General features: G+C 67.8%; 25 protein-coding genes. 19 read left to right on the top strand and 6 right to left on the bottom strand.

Going from position 1 to position 21,813, the window contains the following annotated elements:
• Nucleotides 1-130: 130 nt before the first annotated feature.
• The gene (gene mnmA / locus CJZ78_RS07240; protein WP_369802033.1) at nucleotides 131-1,321 is read right to left on the bottom strand and encodes a tRNA 2-thiouridine(34) synthase MnmA; all 1,191 of its coding nucleotides are present in this window, start codon (nucleotides 1,319-1,321) and stop codon (nucleotides 131-133) included.
• 75 nt (nucleotides 1,322-1,396) lie between these two features.
• On the opposite strand from mnmA, the gene CJZ78_RS07235 reads away from it, so the two are divergent.
• The 3 genes from CJZ78_RS07235 (at nucleotide 1,397) to CJZ78_RS07225 (ending at nucleotide 5,003) form a co-directional block, all read left to right on the top strand.
• Nucleotides 1,397-3,016 (top strand): NAD(P)H-hydrate dehydratase, encoded by a 1,620-nt coding sequence (locus CJZ78_RS07235; RefSeq protein WP_094560251.1) that lies wholly within the window; start codon nucleotides 1,397-1,399, stop codon nucleotides 3,014-3,016.
• Nucleotides 3,017-3,157: 141 nt separating this feature from the next.
• The gene (locus CJZ78_RS07230) at nucleotides 3,158-4,084 is read left to right on the top strand and encodes a sigma-70 family RNA polymerase sigma factor (RefSeq protein WP_094560220.1); all 927 of its coding nucleotides are present in this window, start codon (nucleotides 3,158-3,160) and stop codon (nucleotides 4,082-4,084) included.
• A gap of 4 nt (nucleotides 4,085-4,088) precedes the next feature.
• Complete coding sequence (locus CJZ78_RS07225) at nucleotides 4,089-5,003, top strand: histone deacetylase (RefSeq protein ID WP_094560250.1); 915 nt, start codon at nucleotides 4,089-4,091, stop codon at nucleotides 5,001-5,003.
• A gap of 12 nt (nucleotides 5,004-5,015) precedes the next feature.
• Here the strand turns inward: CJZ78_RS07225 and pdhA are convergent, their stop codons facing one another.
• A complete protein-coding gene (gene pdhA / locus CJZ78_RS07220; RefSeq protein WP_094560219.1) occupies nucleotides 5,016-6,146 on the bottom strand; it encodes a pyruvate dehydrogenase (acetyl-transferring) E1 component subunit alpha in 1,131 nt (376 codons plus the stop codon).
• A gap of 95 nt (nucleotides 6,147-6,241) precedes the next feature.
• On the opposite strand from pdhA, the gene CJZ78_RS07215 reads away from it, so the two are divergent.
• From CJZ78_RS07215 to CJZ78_RS07190, 6 genes are all read left to right on the top strand, one after another.
• Entirely contained in the window at nucleotides 6,242-8,152 is a 1,911-nt protein-coding gene (locus tag CJZ78_RS07215; protein ID WP_094560218.1) for an ARC6/PARC6 family protein, read from the top strand.
• Nucleotides 8,153-8,257: 105 nt separating this feature from the next.
• The gene (gene ffh, locus CJZ78_RS07210) at nucleotides 8,258-9,697 is read left to right on the top strand and encodes a signal recognition particle protein (RefSeq protein WP_094560217.1); all 1,440 of its coding nucleotides are present in this window, start codon (nucleotides 8,258-8,260) and stop codon (nucleotides 9,695-9,697) included.
• 49 nt (nucleotides 9,698-9,746) lie between these two features.
• A complete protein-coding gene (rpsP, locus tag CJZ78_RS07205) occupies nucleotides 9,747-10,193 on the top strand; it encodes a 30S ribosomal protein S16 (protein WP_094560216.1) in 447 nt (148 codons plus the stop codon).
• An 11-nt stretch (nucleotides 10,194-10,204) separates the two neighbouring features.
• Nucleotides 10,205-11,236, top strand: a complete 1,032-nt coding sequence (locus tag CJZ78_RS07200; RefSeq protein WP_094560215.1) for a PhoH family protein — start codon at nucleotides 10,205-10,207, stop codon at nucleotides 11,234-11,236.
• Nucleotides 11,233-11,739: an aromatic acid exporter family protein gene (locus tag CJZ78_RS07195; protein WP_094560214.1), complete on the top strand. Its 507-nt coding sequence runs from the start codon at nucleotides 11,233-11,235 to the stop codon at nucleotides 11,737-11,739. The genes CJZ78_RS07200 and CJZ78_RS07195 overlap by 4 nt, the downstream gene beginning before the upstream one ends.
• A gap of 123 nt (nucleotides 11,740-11,862) precedes the next feature.
• Nucleotides 11,863-12,600: a Bax inhibitor-1 family protein gene (locus tag CJZ78_RS07190; RefSeq protein ID WP_094560213.1), complete on the top strand. Its 738-nt coding sequence runs from the start codon at nucleotides 11,863-11,865 to the stop codon at nucleotides 12,598-12,600.
• A gap of 45 nt (nucleotides 12,601-12,645) precedes the next feature.
• Here CJZ78_RS07190 and CJZ78_RS07185 read toward each other — a convergent pair whose 3' ends face one another.
• Together CJZ78_RS07185 and CJZ78_RS07180 are read right to left on the bottom strand one after the other, a co-directional pair.
• On the bottom strand, nucleotides 12,646-14,190 hold the full coding sequence (locus tag CJZ78_RS07185; protein ID WP_158217049.1) for an alpha/beta fold hydrolase: 1,545 nt from the start codon (nucleotides 14,188-14,190) through the stop codon (nucleotides 12,646-12,648).
• A gap of 38 nt (nucleotides 14,191-14,228) precedes the next feature.
• The gene (locus CJZ78_RS07180; RefSeq protein WP_094560211.1) at nucleotides 14,229-14,762 is read right to left on the bottom strand and encodes a hypothetical protein; all 534 of its coding nucleotides are present in this window, start codon (nucleotides 14,760-14,762) and stop codon (nucleotides 14,229-14,231) included.
• A gap of 177 nt (nucleotides 14,763-14,939) precedes the next feature.
• Here CJZ78_RS07180 and era point away from each other — a divergent pair, with 177 nt between their 5' ends.
• Genes era through trmD form a run of 5 tightly spaced genes read left to right on the top strand, consistent with a single transcriptional unit; the run spans nucleotide 14,940 to nucleotide 17,821 of the window.
• The gene (era, locus tag CJZ78_RS07175; RefSeq protein ID WP_369802035.1) at nucleotides 14,940-15,869 is read left to right on the top strand and encodes a GTPase Era; all 930 of its coding nucleotides are present in this window, start codon (nucleotides 14,940-14,942) and stop codon (nucleotides 15,867-15,869) included.
• A 40-nt stretch (nucleotides 15,870-15,909) separates the two neighbouring features.
• Nucleotides 15,910-16,137 (top strand): type II toxin-antitoxin system Phd/YefM family antitoxin, encoded by a 228-nt coding sequence (locus CJZ78_RS07170; protein WP_094560209.1) that lies wholly within the window; start codon nucleotides 15,910-15,912, stop codon nucleotides 16,135-16,137.
• 29 nt (nucleotides 16,138-16,166) lie between these two features.
• Entirely contained in the window at nucleotides 16,167-16,565 is a 399-nt protein-coding gene (locus CJZ78_RS07165) for a type II toxin-antitoxin system VapC family toxin (RefSeq protein WP_233128561.1), read from the top strand.
• 26 nt (nucleotides 16,566-16,591) lie between these two features.
• A complete protein-coding gene (locus CJZ78_RS07160; protein WP_094560207.1) occupies nucleotides 16,592-17,101 on the top strand; it encodes a phycobiliprotein lyase in 510 nt (169 codons plus the stop codon).
• A 21-nt stretch (nucleotides 17,102-17,122) separates the two neighbouring features.
• Nucleotides 17,123-17,821 carry a tRNA (guanosine(37)-N1)-methyltransferase TrmD gene (gene trmD, locus CJZ78_RS07155; protein WP_094560206.1) on the top strand — a complete coding sequence of 233 codons (699 nt, stop codon included), beginning with the start codon at nucleotides 17,123-17,125 and terminating at the stop codon, nucleotides 17,819-17,821.
• Between the two features lie 3 nt (nucleotides 17,822-17,824).
• Here the strand turns inward: trmD and CJZ78_RS07150 are convergent, their stop codons facing one another.
• The gene (locus CJZ78_RS07150) at nucleotides 17,825-18,706 is read right to left on the bottom strand and encodes an SPFH domain-containing protein (RefSeq protein ID WP_094560205.1); all 882 of its coding nucleotides are present in this window, start codon (nucleotides 18,704-18,706) and stop codon (nucleotides 17,825-17,827) included.
• A gap of 71 nt (nucleotides 18,707-18,777) precedes the next feature.
• Between CJZ78_RS07150 and CJZ78_RS07145 the strand changes: the two genes are divergently transcribed.
• Genes CJZ78_RS07145 through larB form a run of 5 tightly spaced genes read left to right on the top strand, consistent with a single transcriptional unit; the run spans nucleotide 18,778 to nucleotide 21,652 of the window.
• Nucleotides 18,778-19,203 (top strand): NfeD family protein, encoded by a 426-nt coding sequence (locus CJZ78_RS07145; RefSeq protein WP_094560204.1) that lies wholly within the window; start codon nucleotides 18,778-18,780, stop codon nucleotides 19,201-19,203.
• Nucleotides 19,204-19,222: 19 nt separating this feature from the next.
• Nucleotides 19,223-19,708 carry a 2-C-methyl-D-erythritol 2,4-cyclodiphosphate synthase gene (gene ispF / locus CJZ78_RS07140; protein WP_094560203.1) on the top strand — a complete coding sequence of 162 codons (486 nt, stop codon included), beginning with the start codon at nucleotides 19,223-19,225 and terminating at the stop codon, nucleotides 19,706-19,708.
• The gene (locus tag CJZ78_RS07135; protein ID WP_233128560.1) at nucleotides 19,705-20,133 is read left to right on the top strand and encodes a TIGR03792 family protein; all 429 of its coding nucleotides are present in this window, start codon (nucleotides 19,705-19,707) and stop codon (nucleotides 20,131-20,133) included. The genes ispF and CJZ78_RS07135 overlap by 4 nt, the downstream gene beginning before the upstream one ends.
• Nucleotides 20,130-20,969 carry a methyltransferase domain-containing protein gene (locus CJZ78_RS07130; RefSeq protein WP_094560202.1) on the top strand — a complete coding sequence of 280 codons (840 nt, stop codon included), beginning with the start codon at nucleotides 20,130-20,132 and terminating at the stop codon, nucleotides 20,967-20,969. The genes CJZ78_RS07135 and CJZ78_RS07130 overlap by 4 nt, the downstream gene beginning before the upstream one ends.
• A complete protein-coding gene (larB, locus tag CJZ78_RS07125; RefSeq protein WP_094560248.1) occupies nucleotides 20,966-21,652 on the top strand; it encodes a nickel pincer cofactor biosynthesis protein LarB in 687 nt (228 codons plus the stop codon). The genes CJZ78_RS07130 and larB overlap by 4 nt, the downstream gene beginning before the upstream one ends.
• On the opposite strand, the gene CJZ78_RS14185 is transcribed toward larB, so the two are convergent.
• Nucleotides 21,627-21,785 carry a hypothetical protein gene (locus tag CJZ78_RS14185; protein ID WP_094560201.1) on the bottom strand — a complete coding sequence of 53 codons (159 nt, stop codon included), beginning with the start codon at nucleotides 21,783-21,785 and terminating at the stop codon, nucleotides 21,627-21,629. The two genes, larB and CJZ78_RS14185, sit on opposite strands and share 26 nt — an antisense overlap.
• Nucleotides 21,786-21,813: the final 28 nt, after the last annotated feature.

The raw sequence follows: 21,813 nt of genomic DNA, 5'->3' as shown, positions 1-21,813 counted from the left end.
CAGCTCCCAAGGAGACCACGCGCGGCTAGATCTGAAGCAGCCCAGAAAGTCTGATCTGAAAAGGGGACAAAAGAATGGGAAGAGGCCAGTGAGTGGATGGGGCACCGCTCAATCCCAGATCTCGCCGAATTTAGCGCTGAATTAACCCACCACCGAGCAGCACCTCACCGTCGTAAAACACCGCCGCCTGTCCAGGCGTGATCGAAAACTGCGCGTCTGCAAACTCGAGCCGCACCCGATGGGGCCGGCCAGCGGCCCGGTCGGCCTCGGTGGCGGGCAGGGGGAAGAGCCGGGCCGGCTCCGGCGCACTGCGGTAGCGCACCTGCACCGCCACCTCAAGCGGCTCCACGATCGGCTCCTCGGGCGGGGCCACCGACACCCAGTTCACCGCGCCCACCACCGCTTCAGGGCGGGCCGCCTCGCGCCGGGGCGCCACCACCACCTGGTTCATCGCCCCATCGAGCCGCACCACATGCAGCGGCTCGCTCCAGGCCACGCCTAGCCCCTTGCGCTGGCCAATCGTGAAGTGCTCGATGCCGTCGTGTTCGCCGACCACCGTGCCATCGGCGAGCACGATCTGGCCCTGGCGCGGCGGCAAATAGGCATCCAGAAAGGCCTTCATTGAGCCGTGGTGATCCGCCAGGCAGAGGTCCTGGCTTTCGGGCTTCTTGGCCGTGCGCAGGCCATGGCGCTCCGCCTCCAGGCGGGTGTCGGCCTTGGTCAGCTCACCCAGGGGAAACACGAGACGGCCCAGGGCCTCCTGGGGCAGGTCGTAGAGGAAGTAGCTCTGATCCTTCTGGGTATCCAGGCCCCGCAACAACTGGTGGCGGCCGTTGTCGCTCACCGCGCCGTGGCGCACCCGGGCGTAGTGGCCGGTGGCGAGGCGGCCGATGCCCCGCTCCGCCTCGGCCCACTGCAGCATCGGCCCAAACTTCACCTCCCGGTTGCAGCGGGAGCAGGGCAGCGGCGTGACCCCAGCCGCGTAGCCCTCCACCAGGAAATCGACAATCTGGGCCTGGAAGTGCGCGCGGAAATCCACCACGTGGTGGGGCACCCCCAACTGCTCACAGATACCGGCCGCATCCACCAGGCCTTCGGCGCAGCAGGCCCCCTTGCCGCTCATCAGCCAGAGAGTGAGCCCCTCCACCTGCCAGCCCGCCTCCACCAGCAGCGCCGCCGTGAGGGAGCTATCGACGCCGCCCGACAGCCCCACGGCCACCCGATGCTCGCCAGGCCAGGCGCGCAGGCGTTCCAGGGCCGCAAGACCGGCCGGAGTGGACGGCGCTGCGGGGCTGGTGGAGGTGGCAACGGAAACGGACAACAGGGCAGACAGCGGGCAGGAGTGCTCCCATCATGAAACCCAGTTGCCGAAACAGGGTTGGTGCAGCCAGCCGCATTGCCCGCCTGGCCCGCGCGGGACGGCCGCCATCTGCTGGTGAGCAGCGCCCAGATGGCGGCGCTGGAGGAGCAGCTGTTCGCCAGTGGCCTGCCGGTGGAAGCCCTGATGGAAAAGGCTGCCCTGGCGGTCACGCGGCGGCTGCTGGAGCAGCACGGCGAGCGGCTGGCGCGCGATGGCGCGCTGGTGCTGGTGGGGCCCGGCCACAACGGCGGCGATGGCCTGGTGATCGCCCGGGAGCTGCACCTGGCCGGGGTCGCGACCACCCTCTGGAGCCCGTTTGAGCGGCGCAGGCCGCTCACCGAAGCGCACCTCCGCCATGCCCACTGGCTGGGCATTCCCCTGCTCGACCACAATCCCGATCCCGGCGCCAGCCCCCTCTGGATCGATGCTCTGCTGGGCATCGGCCAGCGGCGTCCCCCCGGGCCAGTGATCGAACCCCTGCTGCACGCTCGCCAGCAACAACGCCCCGGCGGCCTGGTGGCGGTGGATGTGCCCACAGGCCTCTGCGCCGACAGCGGCCAGGCCACCGGCCCGGTCACGGCCCTGGCCCTCACCACCTACGCGATCGGGCTGGTCAAGACCGGCCTGGTGCAGGACGCGGCCCTGGCGAGCGTGGGCCAGCTGGAATGGATCGACCTGGGCTTGCCCCGATCCCTGCTGGACACCCTGCCCTGCGATCAGCCGCTGGGGCTGGCCGCGCGGGATCTGGCCGACCGACCCCGGCCCGCACTCAGTCCGGCCGCCAACAAATACCAGCGGGGCCGGCTGCTGGTGGTAGCGGGCAGCGAGGCCTACCAGGGGGCGGCCAGCCTCGCGCTGGCAGGGGCCTCCAGCAGCGGCTGCGGCAGCCTGCAGGCGGCCCTACCGGAGGCCCTGGCCAGCAGTCTCTGGCAGCAGCACCCCCACGTGGTGGTGAGCCAAACCCTGGCCTGCCACAACCACGGCAGCCTGCGGCTGGATCAACTCACCGAGCTCGACCCGCAGCGGCTCAATGCCCTGCTGATCGGACCAGGAATCGGGCCCCTCACCTGTGCGGGCCAGAGCAGCCCCGAGGCCAGCTTCAGCGAGGCCGACTGCTGGCGCAGCCTGCTGGGCTGGAGCGGGCTGCTGGTGCTCGATGCCGATGGACTCAACCGACTGGCCGGGCCGGTGGCCCAGGGCCTCGGCCTGAGCGCCATCAGCTGGCTGCAACAGCGCCAGGGCCCCACCTGGATCACCCCGCACCCGGCGGAATTCGCCCGGTTGTTTCCTGAGCTCGCCGCCACCTCTACCACCACCAGTACCGCCCTGGAGGCCGCCGCCCAGGCGGCCCGGAGCTGCGGCGCCTGCGTGCTGCTTAAAGGGGCGCGCAGTGTGGTGGCAGCCCCCGATGGCCGCCGCTGGCAACTGCTGGAGGCCAATCCCACCAGTGCCAGGGCCGGCCTCGGCGATGTGCTGGCGGGCCACGCCGCAGGCCTGGGGGCGATGGCCATGGCCGCCACAGGCGGCGCCGATGCCTCCTGGCTGGCTGCAGCGGCCCTGGCCCACGCCCAGGCCGGCTTGCAACTCCGTGCACCCAGCAACCAGGGCGCCGCCACCCCCCTGGAGGTGGCGCAAAAGCTAGCCCAGTTGTGTTGATCACCACACCAAGTTGCAGCGCAGCCGCCCCAACCCAGGACGGTTCTGTGTTGTTTTGCAATTGAAAGCTAAAGGGTTGCTGAAAACACACTCGAAACAGTGAATTTGCCTGGATAGTCATTCTCCTCTCTAGGCTCTCCGATGACCTCCTCTCCCCTAGGAGCTAGCGAAAGCAGTCGTCGACGAAGTAGCGACCCGATCACCTGGTATCTGGCGACGATCGGTCGCGAACCTCTGCTCACACCAGCCGAAGAGATCGAACTCGGCAACCAGGTGCAGACAATGATGCGCCTGCTGGAAGAAGGAGAGCGGGACTACACCGACCTGGAAAAGAAGCTGCTCCGCATCGGCAAGCGCTCCAAGCAGCGCATGATGAAGGCCAATTTGCGTTTAGTGGTCAGTGTTGCCAAAAAGTATCAAGGCAAAGGCCTCGAACTCCTCGATCTGATCCAGGAAGGATCGCTGGGATTGGAGCGGGCCGTTGAGAAATTTGACCCAACCCGGGGCTATAAATTTTCGACCTACGCCTTCTGGTGGATTCGCCAGAGCATGACCCGGGCGATCGCCTGCCAGTCGCGCACGATCCGCCTGCCGGTGCACCTGAGCGAACGGCTGTCGGCCATCCGCAAGGTGAGCCTGGATCTGGCCCACAAACTGGGTGCCATGCCCAGCCGGCAGGAAATCGCCGAAGCCATGGCGATACCCATCGACGAGCTCGATGGCCTGCTGCGCCAGGCCCTCACCACCTCCAGCCTGGATGCGCCCGTGAACGGCGATGAGGGGCGCAGCTTCCTGGGTGATCTGATCGCTGACTCCTCCAACGAGGAACCCCTCGATCGGGTGGAGCGGGTCATCCACCATGAGCAGCTGGGACGCTGGTTGAGCCACCTGAGCGACCAGGAGCGTCAGGTGTTGCACCTGCGCTTCGGGCTGGAAGGCGAGGAGCGCCACACCCTGGCGGAAATCGGCCGCCAGCTGGATGTGTCACGGGAACGGGTGCGCCAGGTGGAGCTCAAGGCCCTGCGCAAGCTGCGCAACCTCACCCGCCGCACGCCCACCACGCTCTAGGGCTCTGGGGCCGCCGCTGATCTACCACCCGGCCTACTCGGCCCCGCTGCCCAGCAGCCATCGCTTCCCGATGGCGAAGTTTCGGCTGCTGCACCAGCTGCTGCACCAGCAGGGGCTCGCCAGCCCTGAGCAACTGCACACCCCCTTGCCCGCGCCGCGCCGCTGGCTGGAACTGGTGCATGAACGCACCTATCACCAGGCCTTTGCCCGCAACGCGCTCACGGCCGCCGATCAGCGGCGCATCGGTCTACCCGCAACCCTGCCGCTGGTGCGGCGCACCTGGCTGGCCGTTGGCGGCACGGTGCTCACCGCCCGTCTGGCCTTGCGCCATGGGGTGGCCTGCCACCTCGCCGGCGGCACCCATCACGCCTTCCCGGATCACGGCAGCGGCTTCTGCATCTTCAACGACTGTGCCGTGGCGGCCCAGGTGTTGCTGGCAGAGGGGGCGGTGCAGCGGCTGATGGTGATCGACCTGGACGTGCATCAGGGGGATGCCACGGCGGCGATCTTTGCTGATGAGCCGCGGGTGTTCACCTTTTCGGCCCACTGCGCCAGCAACTTCCCGCTGCGCAAACAGCGCAGCAACGTCGACCTGCCGCTCGCCGATGGCCTCGAGGATGTCGACTACCTGCACGCCATTGGAGATCTGATCCCCGAGCTGCTCGATCAGCAGCTCCCCCAACTGGTGCTCTACAACGCCGGAGTGGATCCCCACCGCGACGATCGACTGGGACGTCTCTGCCTCAGTAGCGATGGCCTGATCAACCGCGACCGACTGGTGCTCGATGCCTGCCTACGGCGCGGTATCCCGGTTGCCACGGTGATCGGTGGCGGTTACGACGCCTTGGAGCCGTTGGTGAAGCGCCACAGCCTGGTGTTCAGGGCCGCCGCTGAGCAGGCCCGTCTGCACGGGATCTGATCGGCCTTCCGCTCAATCTTCCGCCCAGATGTAGCGGGTGAGCTCCTCGGGTTTGGGCTCGGGGGCGGCGAGGGCGAATTCCACGCAATCGGCCACCTCGGCGTCGATCTCCTTTTCGATCGCCTTGAGCTCCTCGCCGGAGGCAAGGCCCTGCTCGATCAGGCGAGCGGCCAGGGCCTTGATCGGGTCGCGTTTCGCCCAGAACTCCTTCTCCGCCTCGGCCCGCAGCTCGTCGGGGTCGGCCAGGGAGTGGCCGCGGAAGCGGTAGGTGAGGCACTCGAGCACGGTGGGGCCTTCACCGGCCCGGGCCCGCTCAATGGCGCGCTGGGCAGCACCGCGCACCGCCAGCACATCCATGCCATCCACCTCTTCGCCGGCCATGCCGAAGGCAGCTGCCTTGCGCCAGATCTCCGGATCACTGGTGGCGCGGTTGTGGTCCATGCCGATGGCCCACTTGTTGTTCTCCACCACAAACAGGATCGGCAGCTTCCAGAGGGCCGCCATGTTGAGGCACTCGTAAAACTGGCCGATGTTGCAGGTGCCATCGCCGAAGAAGGCCGCCGTGACCGCATCACTGCTGGCATCTCCCAGGGCGTCGCGCTTGTAGCGGCTGGTGAAGGCGGCGCCGAGGGCCACAGGGATGCCTTCCCCGATGAAGGCGTAACCGCCCAGCAGATGGTGCTCCTTGGAGAACAGGTGCATCGAGCCGCCGCGACCCTTGCTGCAGCCGGTTTCCTTGCCGAACAACTCGCTCATCACCTCGCGGGCCGGCACGCCGCAGCTGAGGGCATGGACGTGATCGCGGTAGGTGCTGCAGAACCAGTCGTGCTGCATCTTCATCGCCTTGATCACGCCCGTGCTCACGGCCTCCTGGCCGTTGTAGAGGTGCACGAAGCCAAACATCTTGCCCCGGTAATACATCTCGGCGCACTTGTCTTCGAAGCGCCGCCCCAGGGTCATGTCGCGGTAGAGCATCAAGCCCTCCTCCCGCGTCACCGTGGCCGGGGTGGAGGGGTAAAGGTTCTCTAGACGCTCGGCATGAGCACCAACCAGGCTGGTGGCGTCGGCGGAACAGGACGGTGCTCCGGTAGCAGCCGTTCCAGAAACAGCCGTGATGTCAGGGCCCATGTCTGCCTGCGTCATGAATCAACTCTACGAGGTCCGATCTCAATGGGACCGGCAATCTCTGGCAAAACTGCTGACCCTGCCTAGAGTCGGCCGTCAGTGACGGGTCTGGATTGGAACTGCCGATCGATCACTTCCGGTTGCTCGGAGTTAGCCCGACCACCGACCTGCAGGCGTTGCTCCACACCCTGCAGCAACGCATCGACCGCGCCCCCGACCAGGGCTTCACCCAGGACACCCTGCTGGCCCGCGAAGAGCTGCTGCGGGCCAGCGCCGACCTGCTCAGCGACGCGAGCCGGCGTCAGGCCTACGAATCCGACCTCACCGCCCTGGCGGGCAGCGGCCAGGCTGTGATGCCGGCGCTGGATGTGCCCACCAGCAAGGACGTGGCAGGTCTGCTGCTGCTGCTGGAGGCAGGTCAGGCCTTTGAGTGTTTCGAAATCGCCTGCCGCGCTCTGCAGCCGCCCCAGGCACCGGCGCTGGGTAGCACCCGTGAGGCCGACCTCACCCTGCTGGCGGGCCTGGCCTGCCTGGCCGCCGCCGCCGATCTGCATCAGCAACGGTGCTATGAGGCCGCCGCCCAGACCCTTCAGCGGGGCCAGCAGCTGCTGCAACGGATGGGCCAACTGCCAGCGATCCGTCAGCAACTCAGCGATGAGCTCGACAACCTGCGGCCCTACCGCGTGCTCGACCTGCTCAGCCGCAACCTCACGGCCCAGGCGGAGCGGGCCGAGGGACTGGCCCTGCTCGAGGCGCTGGTGGCCCGTCGCGGCGGACTCGAAGGCTTCGGGGATCCCAGCATGGGCCCCGAGGAGTTCCAGGCCTTCTTCAAGCAGATCCGCGCCTTCCTGACGGTGCAGGAGCAGGTGGACCTGTTCAGCCGCTGGGCGCCAACCTCTGCCGCGGCCGATTTTCTGACCAGCACCGCCCTCACCGCCTCCGGCTTTGCCCAACGCAAACCCGAACGCATTGCCGCCGCCCGGCAACGGCTCGAGGCCAGCGGCCAGGAGGGTGTGCAACCGCTGCTGGCCTGCCAGCACCTGCTGCTGGGCCAGGTGGAGCAAGCCCGCGCCGCCTTTGAACAGGGCGCCACGCCGGACTTGAAGCGCTGGGCCGACCAGCAGAGCCCGGATCCCCTGGCCCAGCTCTGTGCCTATTGCCGCGACTGGCTGGCCCGCGATGTGTTGCCCGGCTACCGCGACCTTGAGGCCGATCCTGATCTGGAGGCCTACTTCGCCGATCGCGATGTGCAGACCTACGTGGAGCAGCACGACCGTCCGCCCGCTCCGGCCGTCACCGACAGCACCCTCCCCTGGGGCGTGGCCGTCGATGCCGGCAGCCCAGCGGACACCACCACCCAGCCGTTGACCCCGGTCAACAACGACGACGGGGACGTGGATGGTGACGGCTGGAACCCGGCAGCCTGGCTGGAGACCATGCGCTTCAACTGGCGCTGGCCGCAGCTGGAGCGACCCTCGCGCCGCACGGCCACGGCAGCGGCCGTTGGGGCCGGCGTGGTGCTGGTGGCCCTCGCCTCGGTGATGCGCCCACGGCCCCCAGCCCCCGGCCCGGGCCGCACCCCGATCCCCGTGCAGCCCACACCGACCCCAGTTCCACCCGCCACTGTGCCGTTGCGCGCCGAGACCCCCAGCGAAGAGCAGGTTCAGGCGCTGCTGGAAGCCTGGCTCGATGCCAAGGCCTCCATCCTGGCTGGCAAGAACAGCCGCATTCCCTTGGAGATGCTGGCCCGTCCGACTCAACTGTCTCGCCTTGAAGCTGAGCGCGCAGCCGATCAGGCCCGCGGCGAAACCCAAACCATCAGCACCGCGATCACCTCCGTGGTGATCGATGAACAGAGCGCCAACCGGATCGCCGCCACGGTGAACCTGCGCTATGCCGACCAGCGGCTCAACGCCAAGGGAGACCCACAAGGCGAGCCCACCAAGCTCGCGCTGCGCAACCGCTATGTGTTCGGCCGCGATGGTGGCATCTGGCGGTTGGTGAGCTTCCAAAAAGCCCCCTGAATCACCAACCTCCCGGAACACCGCCCCCGTGCCCGCCGGGCCGGTTTTTACGATCGCTTCACTCCCGGGGCCACGCCCCGCCCCTGGTCCCCGAGCGGCAACGCGATGTTTGACGAGCTGTCCCAGCGATTTGAAGATGCGGTCAAGAGCCTGAGGGGCCAGGCCTCAATCACCGAAACGAACGTGCAGGGGGCGCTCAAGCAGGTGCGCCGGGCCCTGCTGGAGGCGGATGTGAGCCTGCCGGTGGTGCAGGACTTCGTTGACGAGGTGCGCCGCAAGACGGTTGGCGCCGAAGTGGTGCGGGGCGTGAGCCCGGATCAGAAATTCATCCAGCTGGTGCATGAACAGCTGGTCGAGACCATGGGCGGCGAGAACGCGCCCCTGGCTGCCGGCGGCGTGGCCGGGGCCCCGACGGTGGTGCTGATGGCCGGCCTGCAGGGCGCCGGCAAGACCACCGCCACCGCCAAGCTCGGCCTGCACCTCAAGGAGCAGGGTCGCAAAGCGCTGCTGGTGGGAGCGGATGTGTACCGCCCAGCCGCCATTGAGCAACTCAAAACCCTCGGCAACCAGATCGGCGTGGAGGTGTTCAGCCTCGGCATCGACGCCAAGCCGGAAGCCATCGCCGCCGCCGGCATCGCCAAAGCCAAGGCCGAAGGCTTCGACACGGTGCTGGTGGACACCGCCGGCCGCCTCCAGATCGACACCGCGATGATGGAGGAGATGGTGCGGATCCGGGAGGCCGTGCAGCCCGACGAGGTGCTGCTGGTGGTGGATTCGATGATCGGCCAGGAAGCGGCCGAGCTCACCCGCTCCTTCCACGAGCAGGTGGGCATCACCGGTGCCGTGCTCACCAAGCTCGACGGCGACTCCCGCGGTGGTGCGGCCCTCTCGATCCGCAAGGTGAGCGGAGCGCCGATCAAGTTCATCGGCACCGGCGAGAAAGTGGAGGCGCTGCAGCCCTTCCACCCCGAGCGGATGGCCAGCCGCATCCTCGGCATGGGCGACGTGCTCACCCTGGTGGAGAAGGCCACCAAGGAGGTGGAGCTGGCCGATGTGGCCAAGATGCAGCAGAAGCTGCAGGAAGCCAGCTTCGACTTCTCCGACTTCCTGCAGCAGATGCGCCTGATCAAGCGCATGGGCTCCCTGGGCGGCCTGATGAAGCTGATCCCGGGCATGAACAAGATCGACGACGGCATGCTCAAGCAAGGCGAGCAGCAGCTCAAGCGGATCGAGGCGATGATCGGCTCAATGACCGAGGCCGAACGGCAGCAGCCGGAACTGCTGGCCTCCCAGCCCTCCCGCCGCCGCCGCATCGCCGCAGGCAGTGGTCACGCGCCGGCCGATGTCGACAAGGTGCTGGCCGACTTCCAGAAGATGCGCGGCTTCATGCAGCAGATGACCAAAGGCGGCGGCATGCCGGGAATGGGCGGCATGCCCGGGATGCCAGGAATACCAACCATGCCCGGTCCCATGGGTGGCGCTGGGGGTGGGGGGCGGCGGCCCGCCAGGCCGGCCAAGAAACGCAAGGGCTTCGGGGAGCTATGAGCACCCGACCGGGTACATTGCTTCTTTGGACACCTAGCGCAAGGCCACGATGATCAAGCTCCGCCTGAAGCGGTTTGGCAAGAAGCGGGAAGCGAGTTTCCGCCTCGTGGCCACTAACAGCACCTCTCGCCGCGACGGACGTCCGCTTGAGGAGCTCGGCTTCTACAACCCCCGTACTAAAGAGACCCGTCTCGACACCGAGGCGATCCGCACTCGCCTGGGCCAAGGGGCCCAACCCACCGACACGGTGCGCTCCTTGCTGGAGAAGGGTGGTCTGATCGAGAAGACCGTGCGCCCTGCCGAGGTCGTTGGCAAGCAAAAGCAGGCTGATGCCCGCGAAGCTGCCGCCAAGCAGGCTGTCAAGGAAGCTGCTGAAGCAAAAGCTGCTGAAGCTGCTGCTGCCGCCGAAGCCAAGGCCGCTGCTGAAGCCGCGAGTGCCGAAGCCGCCAGTGCCGAAGAAGCAACTACGGAAGCCGCCGCTACCGCCGAAGCTTGAGCGTTCGGCCCATGGCGGAGCCAAAGGGGCCCACAAGCTTTGCCATTCCCCTGCCCAATCCTGCCGCGGCTCTAGCCCTGGCAGGTGACGCTGAATCATCCACCCTGCGCCATCTCGAAGCCCTCACCGGAGCTTCGCTAGTGCTGCGGGGGCTGGATTTGGTCATTCAGGCACCTCCCAGCCAGATGGAGAGAGCTGCCGCATTGGTGGAATTGCTTCGCCCCCTGTGGCAGGAAGGCCAAGCCATCACCCAGGTGGATGTGCGGGTAGCCCTGCAGGCCCTCGACACCGGCAGGAGCACGGAGCATCAACAACTGGGCAGCCAGGTGCTGGCCCGCAGCCAGAGTGGCAAGCTGCTGCGCCCGCGCACCCTGCGCCAGCTGGCCTACGTGGAAGCTATGGAGCGCCACGACCTCACCATTGCCCTCGGCCCGGCTGGCACGGGCAAAACCTTTCTGGCCGCAGTTCAGGCGGTGCGCATGCTCACCGAGCGCAAAGTCGAGCGGTTGGTGCTCACTCGCCCGGCGGTGGAGGCGGGCGAGCGGCTCGGTTTTTTACCGGGCGATCTGCAGCAGAAAGTTGATCCCTACCTGCGCCCCCTCTACGACGCCCTGCACGCCCTGCTTGGCGCCGAGCGCACCGGTGCCCTGCTGGAAAAAGGGGTGATTGAAGTGGCGCCACTGGCTTACATGCGCGGCCGCACCCTGGCCGACGCCTTTGTGATCCTCGACGAAGCCCAAAACACCACCACCACCCAGATGCGGATGGTGCTGACCCGGCTGGGGGAACACTCCCGCATGGTGGTGACTGGCGATCCCACCCAGGTGGACCTGCCCTATGGGGTAAAAAGCGGCCTGCAGGAAGCTGCCCAGGTGCTGCAGGGGGTGGAGGGGGTGGCGATCTGCGAGCTCACCGCGGCTGACGTGGTGCGCCACCCGCTAGTGCAGCGGCTGGTGGAGGCCTATGCCGATCGCGATGCCACCAAGCTGGCGCCTGCCGTTAAAAGGCGATTCGATGGCCAGTGCAGTGAGCCTGAGCCATGAACAAAGCAGAGCGTCTGCGCATCCCCGCCGAGATCGCCGTAGCGGCTTTGGTGGCTTATTTGCTCGGCTACTGGTTCACGAATCTGTTCCCGGGCTACCTACCCAAGATCGGCGGGCTTTGGTCGGCGATCTCCGCGATCGTGGTAATCCAGGCCACCCGCAGGGAGACAACCAACTCAGCCTCGCTGCGAATTTTGGGTTCAGCCATAGGCGCCGGCACCAGTGCCATCTACCTGACGCTGCTTCCCTTTCACCCTTTGGGCATGGCCGTGGCAATTTTCGCCACCGTTGCGCTCTGCGCAGCGATCAATGTGCCGAGCCATGGCCGCCTGGCAGCTATCACCGTGATCGTTGTGATGGTCACCGGCAGCCTGGATCCGAAGCTGAGTCCGGGGCTAAATGCCCTGCTGCGCTTGGCTGAATCATGCATCGGCACCGGCGTTGCAGTGCTCGCGGCGGAGCTATGGCCCAGCTCAAACAACCAGGCTGGTGACAAGTTCTGAAGCCAAAGCGCCAAACCTGAGCCCGTCCCGATAGGGAGATCCGCACCGACGAGCGCCAGCAGGGCCTCCCGTTGCCTGCATGTCGCTGGCAGGATATAGAAACTTCGAAACCACTGGTGTGCCATGCCGGCCAGCAGCAATTTTCAACAGGCCATCCGTGAGGCCCAATCGAGTGCCCTAGTTGGCCCCAATGTGGTCAACAAGGCCCTGCCCTATGTGGGCGGCGGCATGGTGCTCACCGCCGGTGGAGTGATGGGAGGTTTGGCCCTGATGGCCAGCAGCCCGGCCCTGTTCATGCCCCTGTTCTGGGTGGCCCTGATCGGCAACTTCGTGTTGTTCTTCGTGGCCCAGAACGTGGCGATGAAGGGCAACAACAGCACGGCCCTGCCACTGCTGACCGCTTACAGCCTGATCACCGGCTTCACCCTGAGCGGCATCGTCGCCTACGCCGTCAGCGCTGCTGGAGTCGGCGCCATCGGCACGGCCACCTTGGCCACGGGGATCACCTTCGTGGTGGCTTCCGTGGTGGGCCGTCGCATGAGCGACAACGTCGGCCAGGCCCTCAGCGGCGTGGTGGGCCTCGGCATCCTCGGGCTGCTGATTGCCATGGTGGTGCAGATCGTGGGCAGCATTTTTGCTCCGGGTGTCTTCAGCGGAGGCACGTTTGAGCTGCTGATCGCCGGCTTCGGCACCGTGTTGTTTGTGGGTGCGGCCTTCGTCGACTTCTACACAATGCCCCGCACCTACAGCGACGACCAATATCTGGCCGGCGCTCTGGGCATGTACCTCACCTACATCAACCTGTTTATCTTCATCCTGCGCTTGATCATTGCCCTCCAGGGCGGCGGCCGCCGCGACTGAGCTCGCGTCCCAGAGCTTTCTGCAGCGCCCCAGTGGGGCGCTTTTTTATGGCTGGACGACCGCCGGCACGGCGAGCTGGGGCAGGGTGGTGGTGACATCCCGCAGCGGATGGCGGCTGCTGCCCCAACCACCAGCGGGCAATTGGGGAGTCACTCCCGGGCCAGCCTGGGCAGCGGCATTGAACCAGGCCAGCAGCAAGCCACGCAGGGCCCCACCGCCATCGCCCTGGGGGGAGCGGAGATTGAAATGGTCCGCCCGTTCAGCCAACACCAGGCGGTGGCCGCTGCCAGCTGAGCGGGTGGCCCGACCCATGGGCTCAATCGCCTCCGGGCCAGAAGGCACCACCCAATCGCTGTTGCCGCTCACCACCAACACCTTGGCGGGCATCGTCTGGACCGACTCGACGTCAAACAACAGGAGCATCGGCGGACTCACAGCCACGGCGGCGAGCACGCGGGAATCCACCAGGGCGGCGCTCTCGGCGGATCCCACGAAGTTGCACTGCAACACCCAGCTGAGATTGCGGGAGGGATGTCCCACCTCATCGCACAGCTCCTTGAGCCGGCTGGGGGTGGGGCGGGCTCCAGCCAGTTGCAGCGCCGTGGTGGCTCCCCAGGAATGGCCGGCGACCAGCACCGCCTGGGTGTTCACCGGCCGGCGCAAGCCAAGCCGGCCGTCTGCCGCCGCATCGATCACCGCCGACACATCCTTGGGCCGCAAGGCCAGCTCCAGCGGGCTCGGCGGCGGCGCCTTGCCGGCCAGCATCGCCCGCTGCTGGCTCTGGTCGCTGCCGGGATGGCGGGGCAACACCACCGTGTAGCCGTGGCTGGCCAGGTGGCTGGCCCAACCCTCGAAGTTGCTGGGGTCGTCCCACAGGCCATGGGAGATGACCACCAACCGGTCGCTGGCAGGAGCGGATGCGGGTACTGATGCGCTCGACTCCAGAACCACCACAGCCAGGGGCTCCGGGCGGTGCTTCACCGCAATGGTGAGCTCCCGCCGCGCGGTGGAGAACCGCCCGGCCTCTAGCCAGGGCCCCTGGCTGGTCACGGCCGGGAGGGAGGCCACGAGCTGGTCGGCCTGCCGGCGCTGGGCCCGGAATCGCTGCACCGAGGAGCCCAGGCGCCCCAGTTGCACCGTGACGCTGTCACCCGGCAACTGCTCCAGCACATCGAGCAGGCTGATGCCTCCCTGGGCGGCGGCCCGCTGCATGGCCGCCTCAAACTGGGCTGGCTGGAGCGGCTCGGGCAGGCCGTCGATGTCGCCCAGGGCCCCCACCAACAACAGCACCTGCTCCAGCAGCGGCGAGCCCTGGGCATTGCGCAACACCGCCCCAAGCTCCAGGGGCAGGTTGGATTGCATCACCGCCTTGAGCTTCTGACCGATCGCTCCGCCACTCGCCCGGTCGAGTTCGGCCAGATCGCTGTCCCCTGCCATCAAGGCCTGGGGGCTGCGCAACTCCGAAACCCGGATCACGAAATCGGTCTCCAGCAGCGGCAAGCGCAGCTTGATGGTTTCAATCGCCCGGGCGGAGGTTGGCGCCAGCAACGCCGACGCCGCCAAAGCGAAAACCCCGGACCGGATCGCCATTGACAAGGCAGGTGCAGGCTGGGTCATCTTGGCCTGCGTTACCCCTCAGCCACCGCGTCGATCGCCGCAGCAATGGCGGCCCTCTGGTCAGTGTCGTAGCCCCAGCGGTCCAGAAAGGAGACATCCTCCCCTTCCCCTGCGGTGGCCGCCAACAAGGTTTCGAGCCGCTGCTTGACGGCTTGGGGCTCCAGGCCGCGCAGCAAGTCGGTGCAGCGGGCCTGCACCCGCTCCGACGCCCCCTGCTGCGCCCCATCGCCAGCACGCTGATGGTGCAACACCATCGCCGTGCTCATGGCCAGATTGCGGGCCGTCAGATCCACCACCCCCGCGCCAGCCAGCCGCAGCTGCAGCAGCAGCGGCTCCGGCAAACGATCCATCAGCGGGCCATCACCGGCCAGGCTCACCACGAAGAAGCCCCGGGCGCCATCGCGGCTGGCCACCAACTCGGCCACCCGATCGCCCAGCACCTCGTCGCTGAGCTCCCCGTTTTCCCAGAGCACCAGCCACTGGGCCGTGATCTCCATGGCCTGCTGGAAGGTGGGTTCGCGAAGGGTGTCGGGTGTGTCAGACATGGAGCCAGCGGTGCTCTGCCCTCTGAGCCTATGGAAACTCCCCCGGGTCCGATGGGCTGCCACTGTTAACCCATGACAGCCACGCCCCCGCCCCCCTCCAACGACGACGCGATCAACGACGGTGAGATTCTGGAAGGCCAGATCCTGCCGATCCCCGATCCGCAGGAGTCGGCGCGGCTGCTGGGGGCCGCTGGGGCTGGATCGACTCCAGGGCGGAATGCCGACTACCGCTCCGGCTTCGTGGCCCTGATCGGCCGGCCCAACGTGGGCAAATCCACCCTGCTCAACCAGTTGGTGGGCCAGAAGGTGGCGATCACCTCGCCGGTGGCCCAAACCACCCGCAACCGGTTGCGGGCGATCCTCACCACCCCGGCGGCCCAGCTGGTGCTGCTCGACACCCCGGGCATCCACAAGCCCCACCACCTGCTGGGGGCGCGGCTGGTGCAGAGCGCCCGGGGCGCCATCGGCGAAGTGGATGTGGTGCTGCTGCTGGTGGATGGCAGCGAGCCCGCCGGCCGGGGTGATGGCTTCATCGTGGAGCTGCTTAAGCACTGCCGGGCCCCAGTGCATGTGGCCCTCAACAAAGCCGACCTGGTGGATCCGGCCCGGGCCGATGAGCTGGCCGCCAGCTATCGCGACCTGGTGGGCGACTGGCCCCTGCACCCGGTGAGCGCCTTGAACGGCGAGGGCACCGAAGCCCTGGTGACGGCGCTGAGCGCCGAGCTGCCGCCGGGGCCCCAGCTCTACCCGGCCGATGCGGTGAGCGACCAGCCCGAGCAGCTGCTGATGGCCGAGCTGATCCGTGAGCAGGTGCTGACCCACACCCGCGAGGAGGTGCCCCACTCGGTGGCGGTGAGTATTGATCGGGTGGTCGACGACGGCCCCCGCACCGCCGTGCTGGCCACGGTGCTGGTGGAGCGCTCCAGCCAGAAGGGCATCCTGATCGGCAAGGGGGGGAGCATGCTCAAAACCATCGGCCAGGGAGCGCGGCTGCAGATGGAAAAGGTGTTCAGCGGGCCGGTGTATCTGGAGCTATTTGTGAAGGTGGTGCCCAACTGGCGCCGCAGCGCCGCCCGCCTGGCCGAGCTGGGCTACCGGGGGGACTAGGTCGGTGCTGCTTAGCAGCTTTACCGGCTAAGCTGAGTTGATGCAGGTCAACCTCCACGACGCCAAGACCCATCTCTCCCGGTATGTGGAGCAGGCACTCGATGGCGAGGAGGTGGTGATCGCCCGAGCCGGCAAGGCGCTGGTGCGTCTGGTGCCGGTGGATGAGACTCCTCGCCAGCGCGAGCTCGGCTTTCTGCAGGGGTCTGCTGTTCTGAACTGCGACCTCAAAGCCGACTTCCAGGAGGACATCGAGTCGATGTTCGGCTGATGGAAACAGCCAGCTCAAGCCAACCGAATTTGAGCCCGCAACTGCTCGACACCCAGCTTCTGCTCTGGATGGCCATCGCCCCGGAGCGCCTACCGGCAACGTTGCGTGGAAACCTCAGTGATCGCCGCTTGCCGTTGCTGTACAGCGTTGTGAGCCTTTGGGAAGTGGCGATCAAAACCTCTCTCGGCAAACCCGGATTCCTCGTAGACGCCACTCAGTTGCGTGATGGGCTGAAGCAGCAGGGTCTTCAGGAACTGGGAATCGCGCCTGAACACTGTCTGGCGGTACAGCATCTGCCCTTGATCCATCGCGACCCCTTCGATCGGCTGCTGGTGGCCCAGGCCATCCATCACGGCCTCACCCTGCTAACGGCTGATCGAATCCTCCGCGGCTACGGCCAGCAGGTGATCTGGATTGGCGACGCGTAGATCAGGCGGCTGAGAGAATCGAGGCCATGAGCGAGCCCAGCACCGAGTCACGCACCAACGCTGCCCCCTTTCCCCCCCAGGAGATCGGCGCCTTCCTGCGCTTCTGCGCCGGCGAGTGGATGGGGCTGCGCAGCCGCTTTGCCCTCGATGCCGGCCTGGAGGGGGAGAACGGCGACGAGTGGCACAGCAGCGAACGCGGCGAGCTGCTGGTTGCCTATCTGGAGCCCGAAACCGCAGACGCTCCCGGCGGCCTGCAGGTGGGGCCGAAGGACGGCACCGCCCAAGAGCTGCAGTTCAGTGCCGATGGCAGTTTCCGCAACGGCGACCAACAGGGCCGCTGGCAGCTCTGGCCCGACGGCAGCCTGGAGCTCAGCCTCAGCAGCGGCGACGCGGAGGTGCGCGAGCGCATCTGGTTTACCAAGCCCAACCTGCGCCTGCGCTCCACCGTGGAGAGCCGCGCCGATGGCAGCCCAGGCCGCGCCTGCTTCAGCTCCGAGATCCGGCGGGTGAGCCGGCCCGCCGAGCCCTCGAGCTGAACTGATGCGTCTCGATCTGTGATGAGACTCGATGTAGTGAGCCTGGCCCCGGAGGCCTTCGCGCCCCTGCTCACGCTCGGCGTGATCGGCCGGGCCTTTGCTGCGGGCATCGCCGCGCTGCACACCCACAACCCGCGCGACTTCGCCACCGACAAGTACAAAAAAGTTGACGACGACCCCTATGGCGGCGGCGCCGGCATGGTGCTCAAGCCTGAGCCGGTGTATGCGGCGGTGGAAGCGATCCCCGTGCTGCCGCGGCGCCGGCTTCTGCTGATGAGCCCCCAGGGCAAGCCGCTGGAGCAGGCCGATCTGCGCCGCTGGGCCACAAGCTTCGACCAGCTGGTGCTGATCTGCGGCCACTACGAGGGCTTCGACGAGCGCATCCGCAGCTTGGCCGACGAGGAGGTGTCGATCGGCGATTTCGTGCTCACCGGCGGCGAGCTACCGGCGGCGGTGATCATCAACGGCGTGGTGCGGCTGCTGCCCGGCACCGTAGGCAGCGAGGCTTGCCTGGAGGAGGAGAGCCACAGCGCCCTGCTGCTGGAGCACCCTCACTACACCAGGCCTGCCGAGTTCAGGGGCATGGAGGTGCCGGCGGTGCTGCGCAGCGGCGACCATGGCGCCATCGCCCGCTGGCGTGCTGAGCAGCAGCAACAGCGCACCCGAGAGCGCCGGCCCGATCTGTATGCCCGCTGGCAGGAGCAACAACAGCAGCAATAGGCCTCAGCCCTGACCCTGCTGGAGATTCCGCAAGGCGGTGAGCAGGGCGGCAGGGCTCTGGGGGTCCACCATCAACACGCTGCCGCCTGGGGATTGGGCCATCTGCTGGCCCATCGCCATCCAGTCGCTGGCCAGCAGCAGCCGCAGGGCCTCAGCCGCCGCGGGGTTGCCACCGATTGCTTCCGCCAAGCGGGTGGCCGCATCGGCCCGGGCCTGGGCCAGCAGGGCCTGCTGCTTGGCCTGGGCTTCGGCGTCCAGCACCAGGGCTTCGGCCCGGCCCCGGGCCGCATTCACCTGGGAGTCGCGCTCGCCTTCGGAGCGCAAAATTGCCGCCCGCTTCTCCCGCTCGGCGGTCATCTGCTGCTCCATCGCCTGCTGCACGCCGCGCGACGGCTGGATGTCGCGCAGCTCAACGCGGGTCACCTTCACCCCCCAGGGATCGGTGGCCTGATCCAGCTCCCGCAGCAGCGCCTCGTTCACCTCTTGGCGGGTGGTGAAGGTTTGATCCAGGTCGAGCTTGCCCATCTCGGCGCGGATCTGGGTGAGCACCAGGTTCACCATCGCCGCCTGGAGGTTGTCGACGCCGTAGTAGGCGCGGGCGTGCTCGAGCAGCTGCCAATACACCACCGCATCCACCTCGATGCCGACGTTGTCGCGGGTGATGCACTGCTGGGGCGGGATGTCGAGCACCCGCTCCTTCAGGGATTCGTGGCTCACCACCTTCTCCACCCCCGGCAACACGAAGGAGAGCCCCGGCTGCAGCTGGCGGTCGTACTTGCCAAGCCGCTCCACCAACCGCGACTGGCCGCCGCTGGTGACCTTGACGCTGCTCACCCCCAGCAGGGCCATCAAGGCCAGGGCGGGCAAAGACAACAGCGCTTCCACGGCCGGGCTCCGAGCTAGGAATCCCAACGCTAGTCAGCATGGGCACAACGAACCGCCCGCGCCCTCACCCCATGGCCCCCATGCCCCTCCTCTGGCTGCTGCTGGCCGCCGGTCTGCTGGTGCTGGGCCTGGCGGGCGCGGATGTCGAGGGGCTGCTGCCCGCCGCGGTGGCAGCCCTGGGGCTGTCGGTGGCCACGGCCTGGTGGCCCCTGCCACCAGGGCTGCAGCTGGGACTGCTGCTGGGGCTCACGGGCCTGGGAGTGCTGGGCCTGCGGCGCTGGTCGCGGCGGCAACGCCACCGCAGCCTGCCGCTTGCAGAGACGGCCGAGGTGATCAGCGGCTTTGCCGAGAGCGATACGGGTCGGGTGCGCTGGCAAGGCCAGAGCTGGAGCGCCGTCAACCTCAAGGACTCCCACCCCCTGCCACCGGGCAGCTACGTCACCGTGATGGGCCGTGACGGCAACCAGCTGCAGGTGATGGGGCCTGGGGGAGACTGAGAGCAGACATCAGGGGCAGATGCAATTCCGCATCGGCAACGGCTACGACATCCATCGCCTGGTGCCGGGTCGGGCGCTGATCCTGGGGGGGCAACCGCTGGAGCACCCGGATGGCCTGGGCCTCGATGGCCACAGCGATGCCGACGTGCTGGTGCACGCGATCATGGACGCCCTGCTGGGGGCCCTGTCGCTGGGCGACATCGGCAAATACTTCCCGCCCGACGATCCCCAGTGGAAAGGGGCCGACAGCCTGGAGCTGCTGGAACAAGTGGTGGCCCTGGTGATGGAACGGGGCTGGAGCGTGGTGAACATCGACAGCGTGGTCGTGGCCGAGCGGCCCAAACTCAAACCCCACATCGAGGCCATGCGCAGCGCCATTGCCAGCCGGATGGGCCTGGAGCCCGAGCAGGTGGGGGTGAAAGCCACCACCAATGAGCGGCTCGGGGCGGAAGGCCGTGAAGAGGGGATCTCCTGCCATGCCGTGGCCCTGTTGCAGCAGCCATGACCGTCCTAGCTAGGTTGCTGGCCGTTGCCCTGTGCCTGGCGATGCTGCTTGCCGGTCATGCCGATGTGGCGATCGCCGAGCTGGATCGGCCCGATGGCGGTTTTGAGGTGGCCGTGGTGGAGCACCTGCGGCTGAAGGTGCCGGCCGAAGCCCGCCAGGCCTGGATCGACGCTGAAAAGGGCAGCTGGGAGCCTTGGTTGGCCCAGCAGGATGGATTCCTTGATCGCCAGCTGCTTTGGGACCCCGCCACCGAGGAGGGCACCCTGTTGATCCGCTGGGCCAGCCGCGACCAGTGGAAAGCGATCCCCGAGCAGGACCTGGAGGCGGTGCAGGAACGCTTCGAGCAGCTGGCCCGCCAGGCCACCGGTGCGCAGCAGGGCAATCCCTTCCCGCTGGTGTTTGAAGGGGAACTGCTGCCGCCATGAGCGCCGCCACCAGGGGAGCCTCCTATGTGCTCGGCAGCCACGCCATCGAGCGGGAACGGCTGGCGCGCCAGCATGCGATCTGGCGCGACGCGATGCTGAGCTCCTGGGACCGGGCTGGCTTCGGGCCGGGTCAGCGGCTGCTCGATCTGGGCTGCGGCCCCGGCTTCGCCAGCTGCGAGCTGGCCGAGCGGGTGGGGCCGGCCGGCCAGGTGCTGGCCATCGACAGCGCCCCGGCCTACCTGGCGCACCTGCAGCAGCAGTTGCAGCAGAAGGCCATGCCCCAGCTGCGCACCCTGCAACACGACCTGGCCTCCTCAAACGGGTCGCCACCCCTGGCTTTGGAGGGGGACAGCTGGGACGGGGCCTGGTGTCGCTGGGTGGCGATGTTTCTACCCCGGCTTGAGCCCCTGCTGGATCTGGTGAGCCAGGCGTTGCGCCCCGGCGGCCGGCTGGTGCTGCACGAATACGTGCAGTGGAACACCTTCGCGCTCCATCCGGGCGGCAGCGCCCTAGCCCGCTTTGTGGAGCGCTGCATCCAACACTGGCGCGACCATGGCGGCGATCCCGACGTGGCCCAGCGCCTACCGGCCCTGCTCGAGGCCCGCGGCTTCCGGCTGCTGCACAGCTCCAGCCTGATGGCCTGCTCCCCCAGCGACCACCCCAAAACCCAGTGGCTGCTTGATTTCCTCAGCAGCTATCCCGCCCAGCTGATCGCCGCCGGCCGCTGGAGCGCCGCCGAGCAGGCCGGCCTGGAAGCCGAACTGGCCTGGGGGCAGCGCCACGCCAGCCTTTGGGTGACGCCAGCGCTGGTGGAGATGGTGTGGGAGCGGCCATGAGCGCCGAGCACCGGCTGGATCTCGGCCGCCGCCAGCGGCTGGGCATGGTGGAGGCGATCTGGGGGGAACACAAGAGCGCTGAGCAGATCGCGCGGATCCTTGAGGCCCTGCACGACGCCGGGGAGCTGGCCCTGGCCACCCGCATCTCCCCGGAGAAAGCGGAAGCCGTGGCCACCCAGCTGCCGCAGGCGCTGCTGCCGCAGCTGGCACTCCAGCACCACGGCCAGGCCCGCTGCCTCACGGCCGGCCCCCTGCCGGATCCGGATCCCCGCCGCGGCCGGGTGGTGGTGCTGAGCGGCGGCACCAGCGACCTGCCGGTGGCGGCCGAGGCCCAGCTGGCCCTGCACTGCCATGGGATCGCCGCCGAGCTGGTGCTCGACGTGGGCGTGGCCGGGCTGCATCGCCTGCTGGGTCGGCTCGAGGAGCTGCGCGGCGCGGATGTGCTGATCGCCTGCGCTGGCATGGAAGGAGCGCTGCCCACGGTGCTGGCCGGGCTGCTGCCCCAGCCGGTGATCGGCGTGCCGGTGGCGGTGGGCTACGGGGTGAGCGCCGGTGGGGTGGCTGCCCTGCACGGCATGCTGGCCAGCTGCGCCCCAGGGCTCTCGGTGGTCAACATCGACAACGGCTACGGGGCCGCCATGGCCGCTGTGCGCATCCTCAGCAGCCGGGGCGCAAGGGGGTAGCGGCGGACTCCTCGATTTCCAGCAGGGTCTGCAGCCAAAGCTGCATCGATCGGGGCAGCCGTCCCTGCTCGTAGCGTTCAATCGCCTGCAGCAGCACGGGAGTGTTCGCCCAGGACAGCGCGCGACGACCCATCGGTGCAACCGGCAGTGAAGCGCAGTGT

This window comes from Synechococcus sp. 8F6, from assembly GCF_002252665.1.
Taxonomy (GTDB): domain Bacteria; phylum Cyanobacteriota; class Cyanobacteriia; order PCC-6307; family Cyanobiaceae; genus Cyanobium_A.
This window is presented reverse-complemented; position numbering and strand designations above follow the sequence as displayed.

What these genes read in the sequence shown, in the direction of transcription:
- CJZ78_RS07230 (WP_094560220.1), top strand. Translation starts at nt 3,158, where the DNA reads ATGACCTCCTCTCCCCTAGGAGCTAGCGAAAGCAGTCGTCGACGAAGT.
- pdhA (WP_094560219.1), bottom strand. Translation starts at nt 6,146, where the DNA reads ATGACGCAGGCAGACATGGGCCCTGACATCACGGCTGTTTCTGGAACG.
- CJZ78_RS07195 (WP_094560214.1), top strand. Translation starts at nt 11,233, where the DNA reads ATGAACAAAGCAGAGCGTCTGCGCATCCCCGCCGAGATCGCCGTAGCG.
- trmD (WP_094560206.1), top strand. Translation starts at nt 17,123, where the DNA reads ATGAGACTCGATGTAGTGAGCCTGGCCCCGGAGGCCTTCGCGCCCCTG.
- CJZ78_RS14185 (WP_094560201.1), bottom strand. Translation starts at nt 21,785, where the DNA reads ATGGGTCGTCGCGCGCTGTCCTGGGCGAACACTCCCGTGCTGCTGCAG.
- CJZ78_RS07180 (WP_094560211.1), bottom strand. Translation starts at nt 14,762, where the DNA reads ATGTCTGACACACCCGACACCCTTCGCGAACCCACCTTCCAGCAGGCC.
- CJZ78_RS07135 (WP_233128560.1), top strand. Translation starts at nt 19,705, where the DNA reads ATGACCGTCCTAGCTAGGTTGCTGGCCGTTGCCCTGTGCCTGGCGATG.
- CJZ78_RS07160 (WP_094560207.1), top strand. Translation starts at nt 16,592, where the DNA reads ATGAGCGAGCCCAGCACCGAGTCACGCACCAACGCTGCCCCCTTTCCC.
- ispF (WP_094560203.1), top strand. Translation starts at nt 19,223, where the DNA reads ATGCAATTCCGCATCGGCAACGGCTACGACATCCATCGCCTGGTGCCG.
- CJZ78_RS07170 (WP_094560209.1), top strand. Translation starts at nt 15,910, where the DNA reads ATGCAGGTCAACCTCCACGACGCCAAGACCCATCTCTCCCGGTATGTG.
- CJZ78_RS07185 (WP_158217049.1), bottom strand. Translation starts at nt 14,190, where the DNA reads ATGGCGATCCGGTCCGGGGTTTTCGCTTTGGCGGCGTCGGCGTTGCTG.
- rpsP (WP_094560216.1), top strand. Translation starts at nt 9,747, where the DNA reads ATGATCAAGCTCCGCCTGAAGCGGTTTGGCAAGAAGCGGGAAGCGAGT.
- CJZ78_RS07200 (WP_094560215.1), top strand. Translation starts at nt 10,205, where the DNA reads ATGGCGGAGCCAAAGGGGCCCACAAGCTTTGCCATTCCCCTGCCCAAT.
- CJZ78_RS07190 (WP_094560213.1), top strand. Translation starts at nt 11,863, where the DNA reads ATGCCGGCCAGCAGCAATTTTCAACAGGCCATCCGTGAGGCCCAATCG.
- CJZ78_RS07130 (WP_094560202.1), top strand. Translation starts at nt 20,130, where the DNA reads ATGAGCGCCGCCACCAGGGGAGCCTCCTATGTGCTCGGCAGCCACGCC.
- larB (WP_094560248.1), top strand. Translation starts at nt 20,966, where the DNA reads ATGAGCGCCGAGCACCGGCTGGATCTCGGCCGCCGCCAGCGGCTGGGC.
- ffh (WP_094560217.1), top strand. Translation starts at nt 8,258, where the DNA reads ATGTTTGACGAGCTGTCCCAGCGATTTGAAGATGCGGTCAAGAGCCTG.
- CJZ78_RS07145 (WP_094560204.1), top strand. Translation starts at nt 18,778, where the DNA reads ATGGCCCCCATGCCCCTCCTCTGGCTGCTGCTGGCCGCCGGTCTGCTG.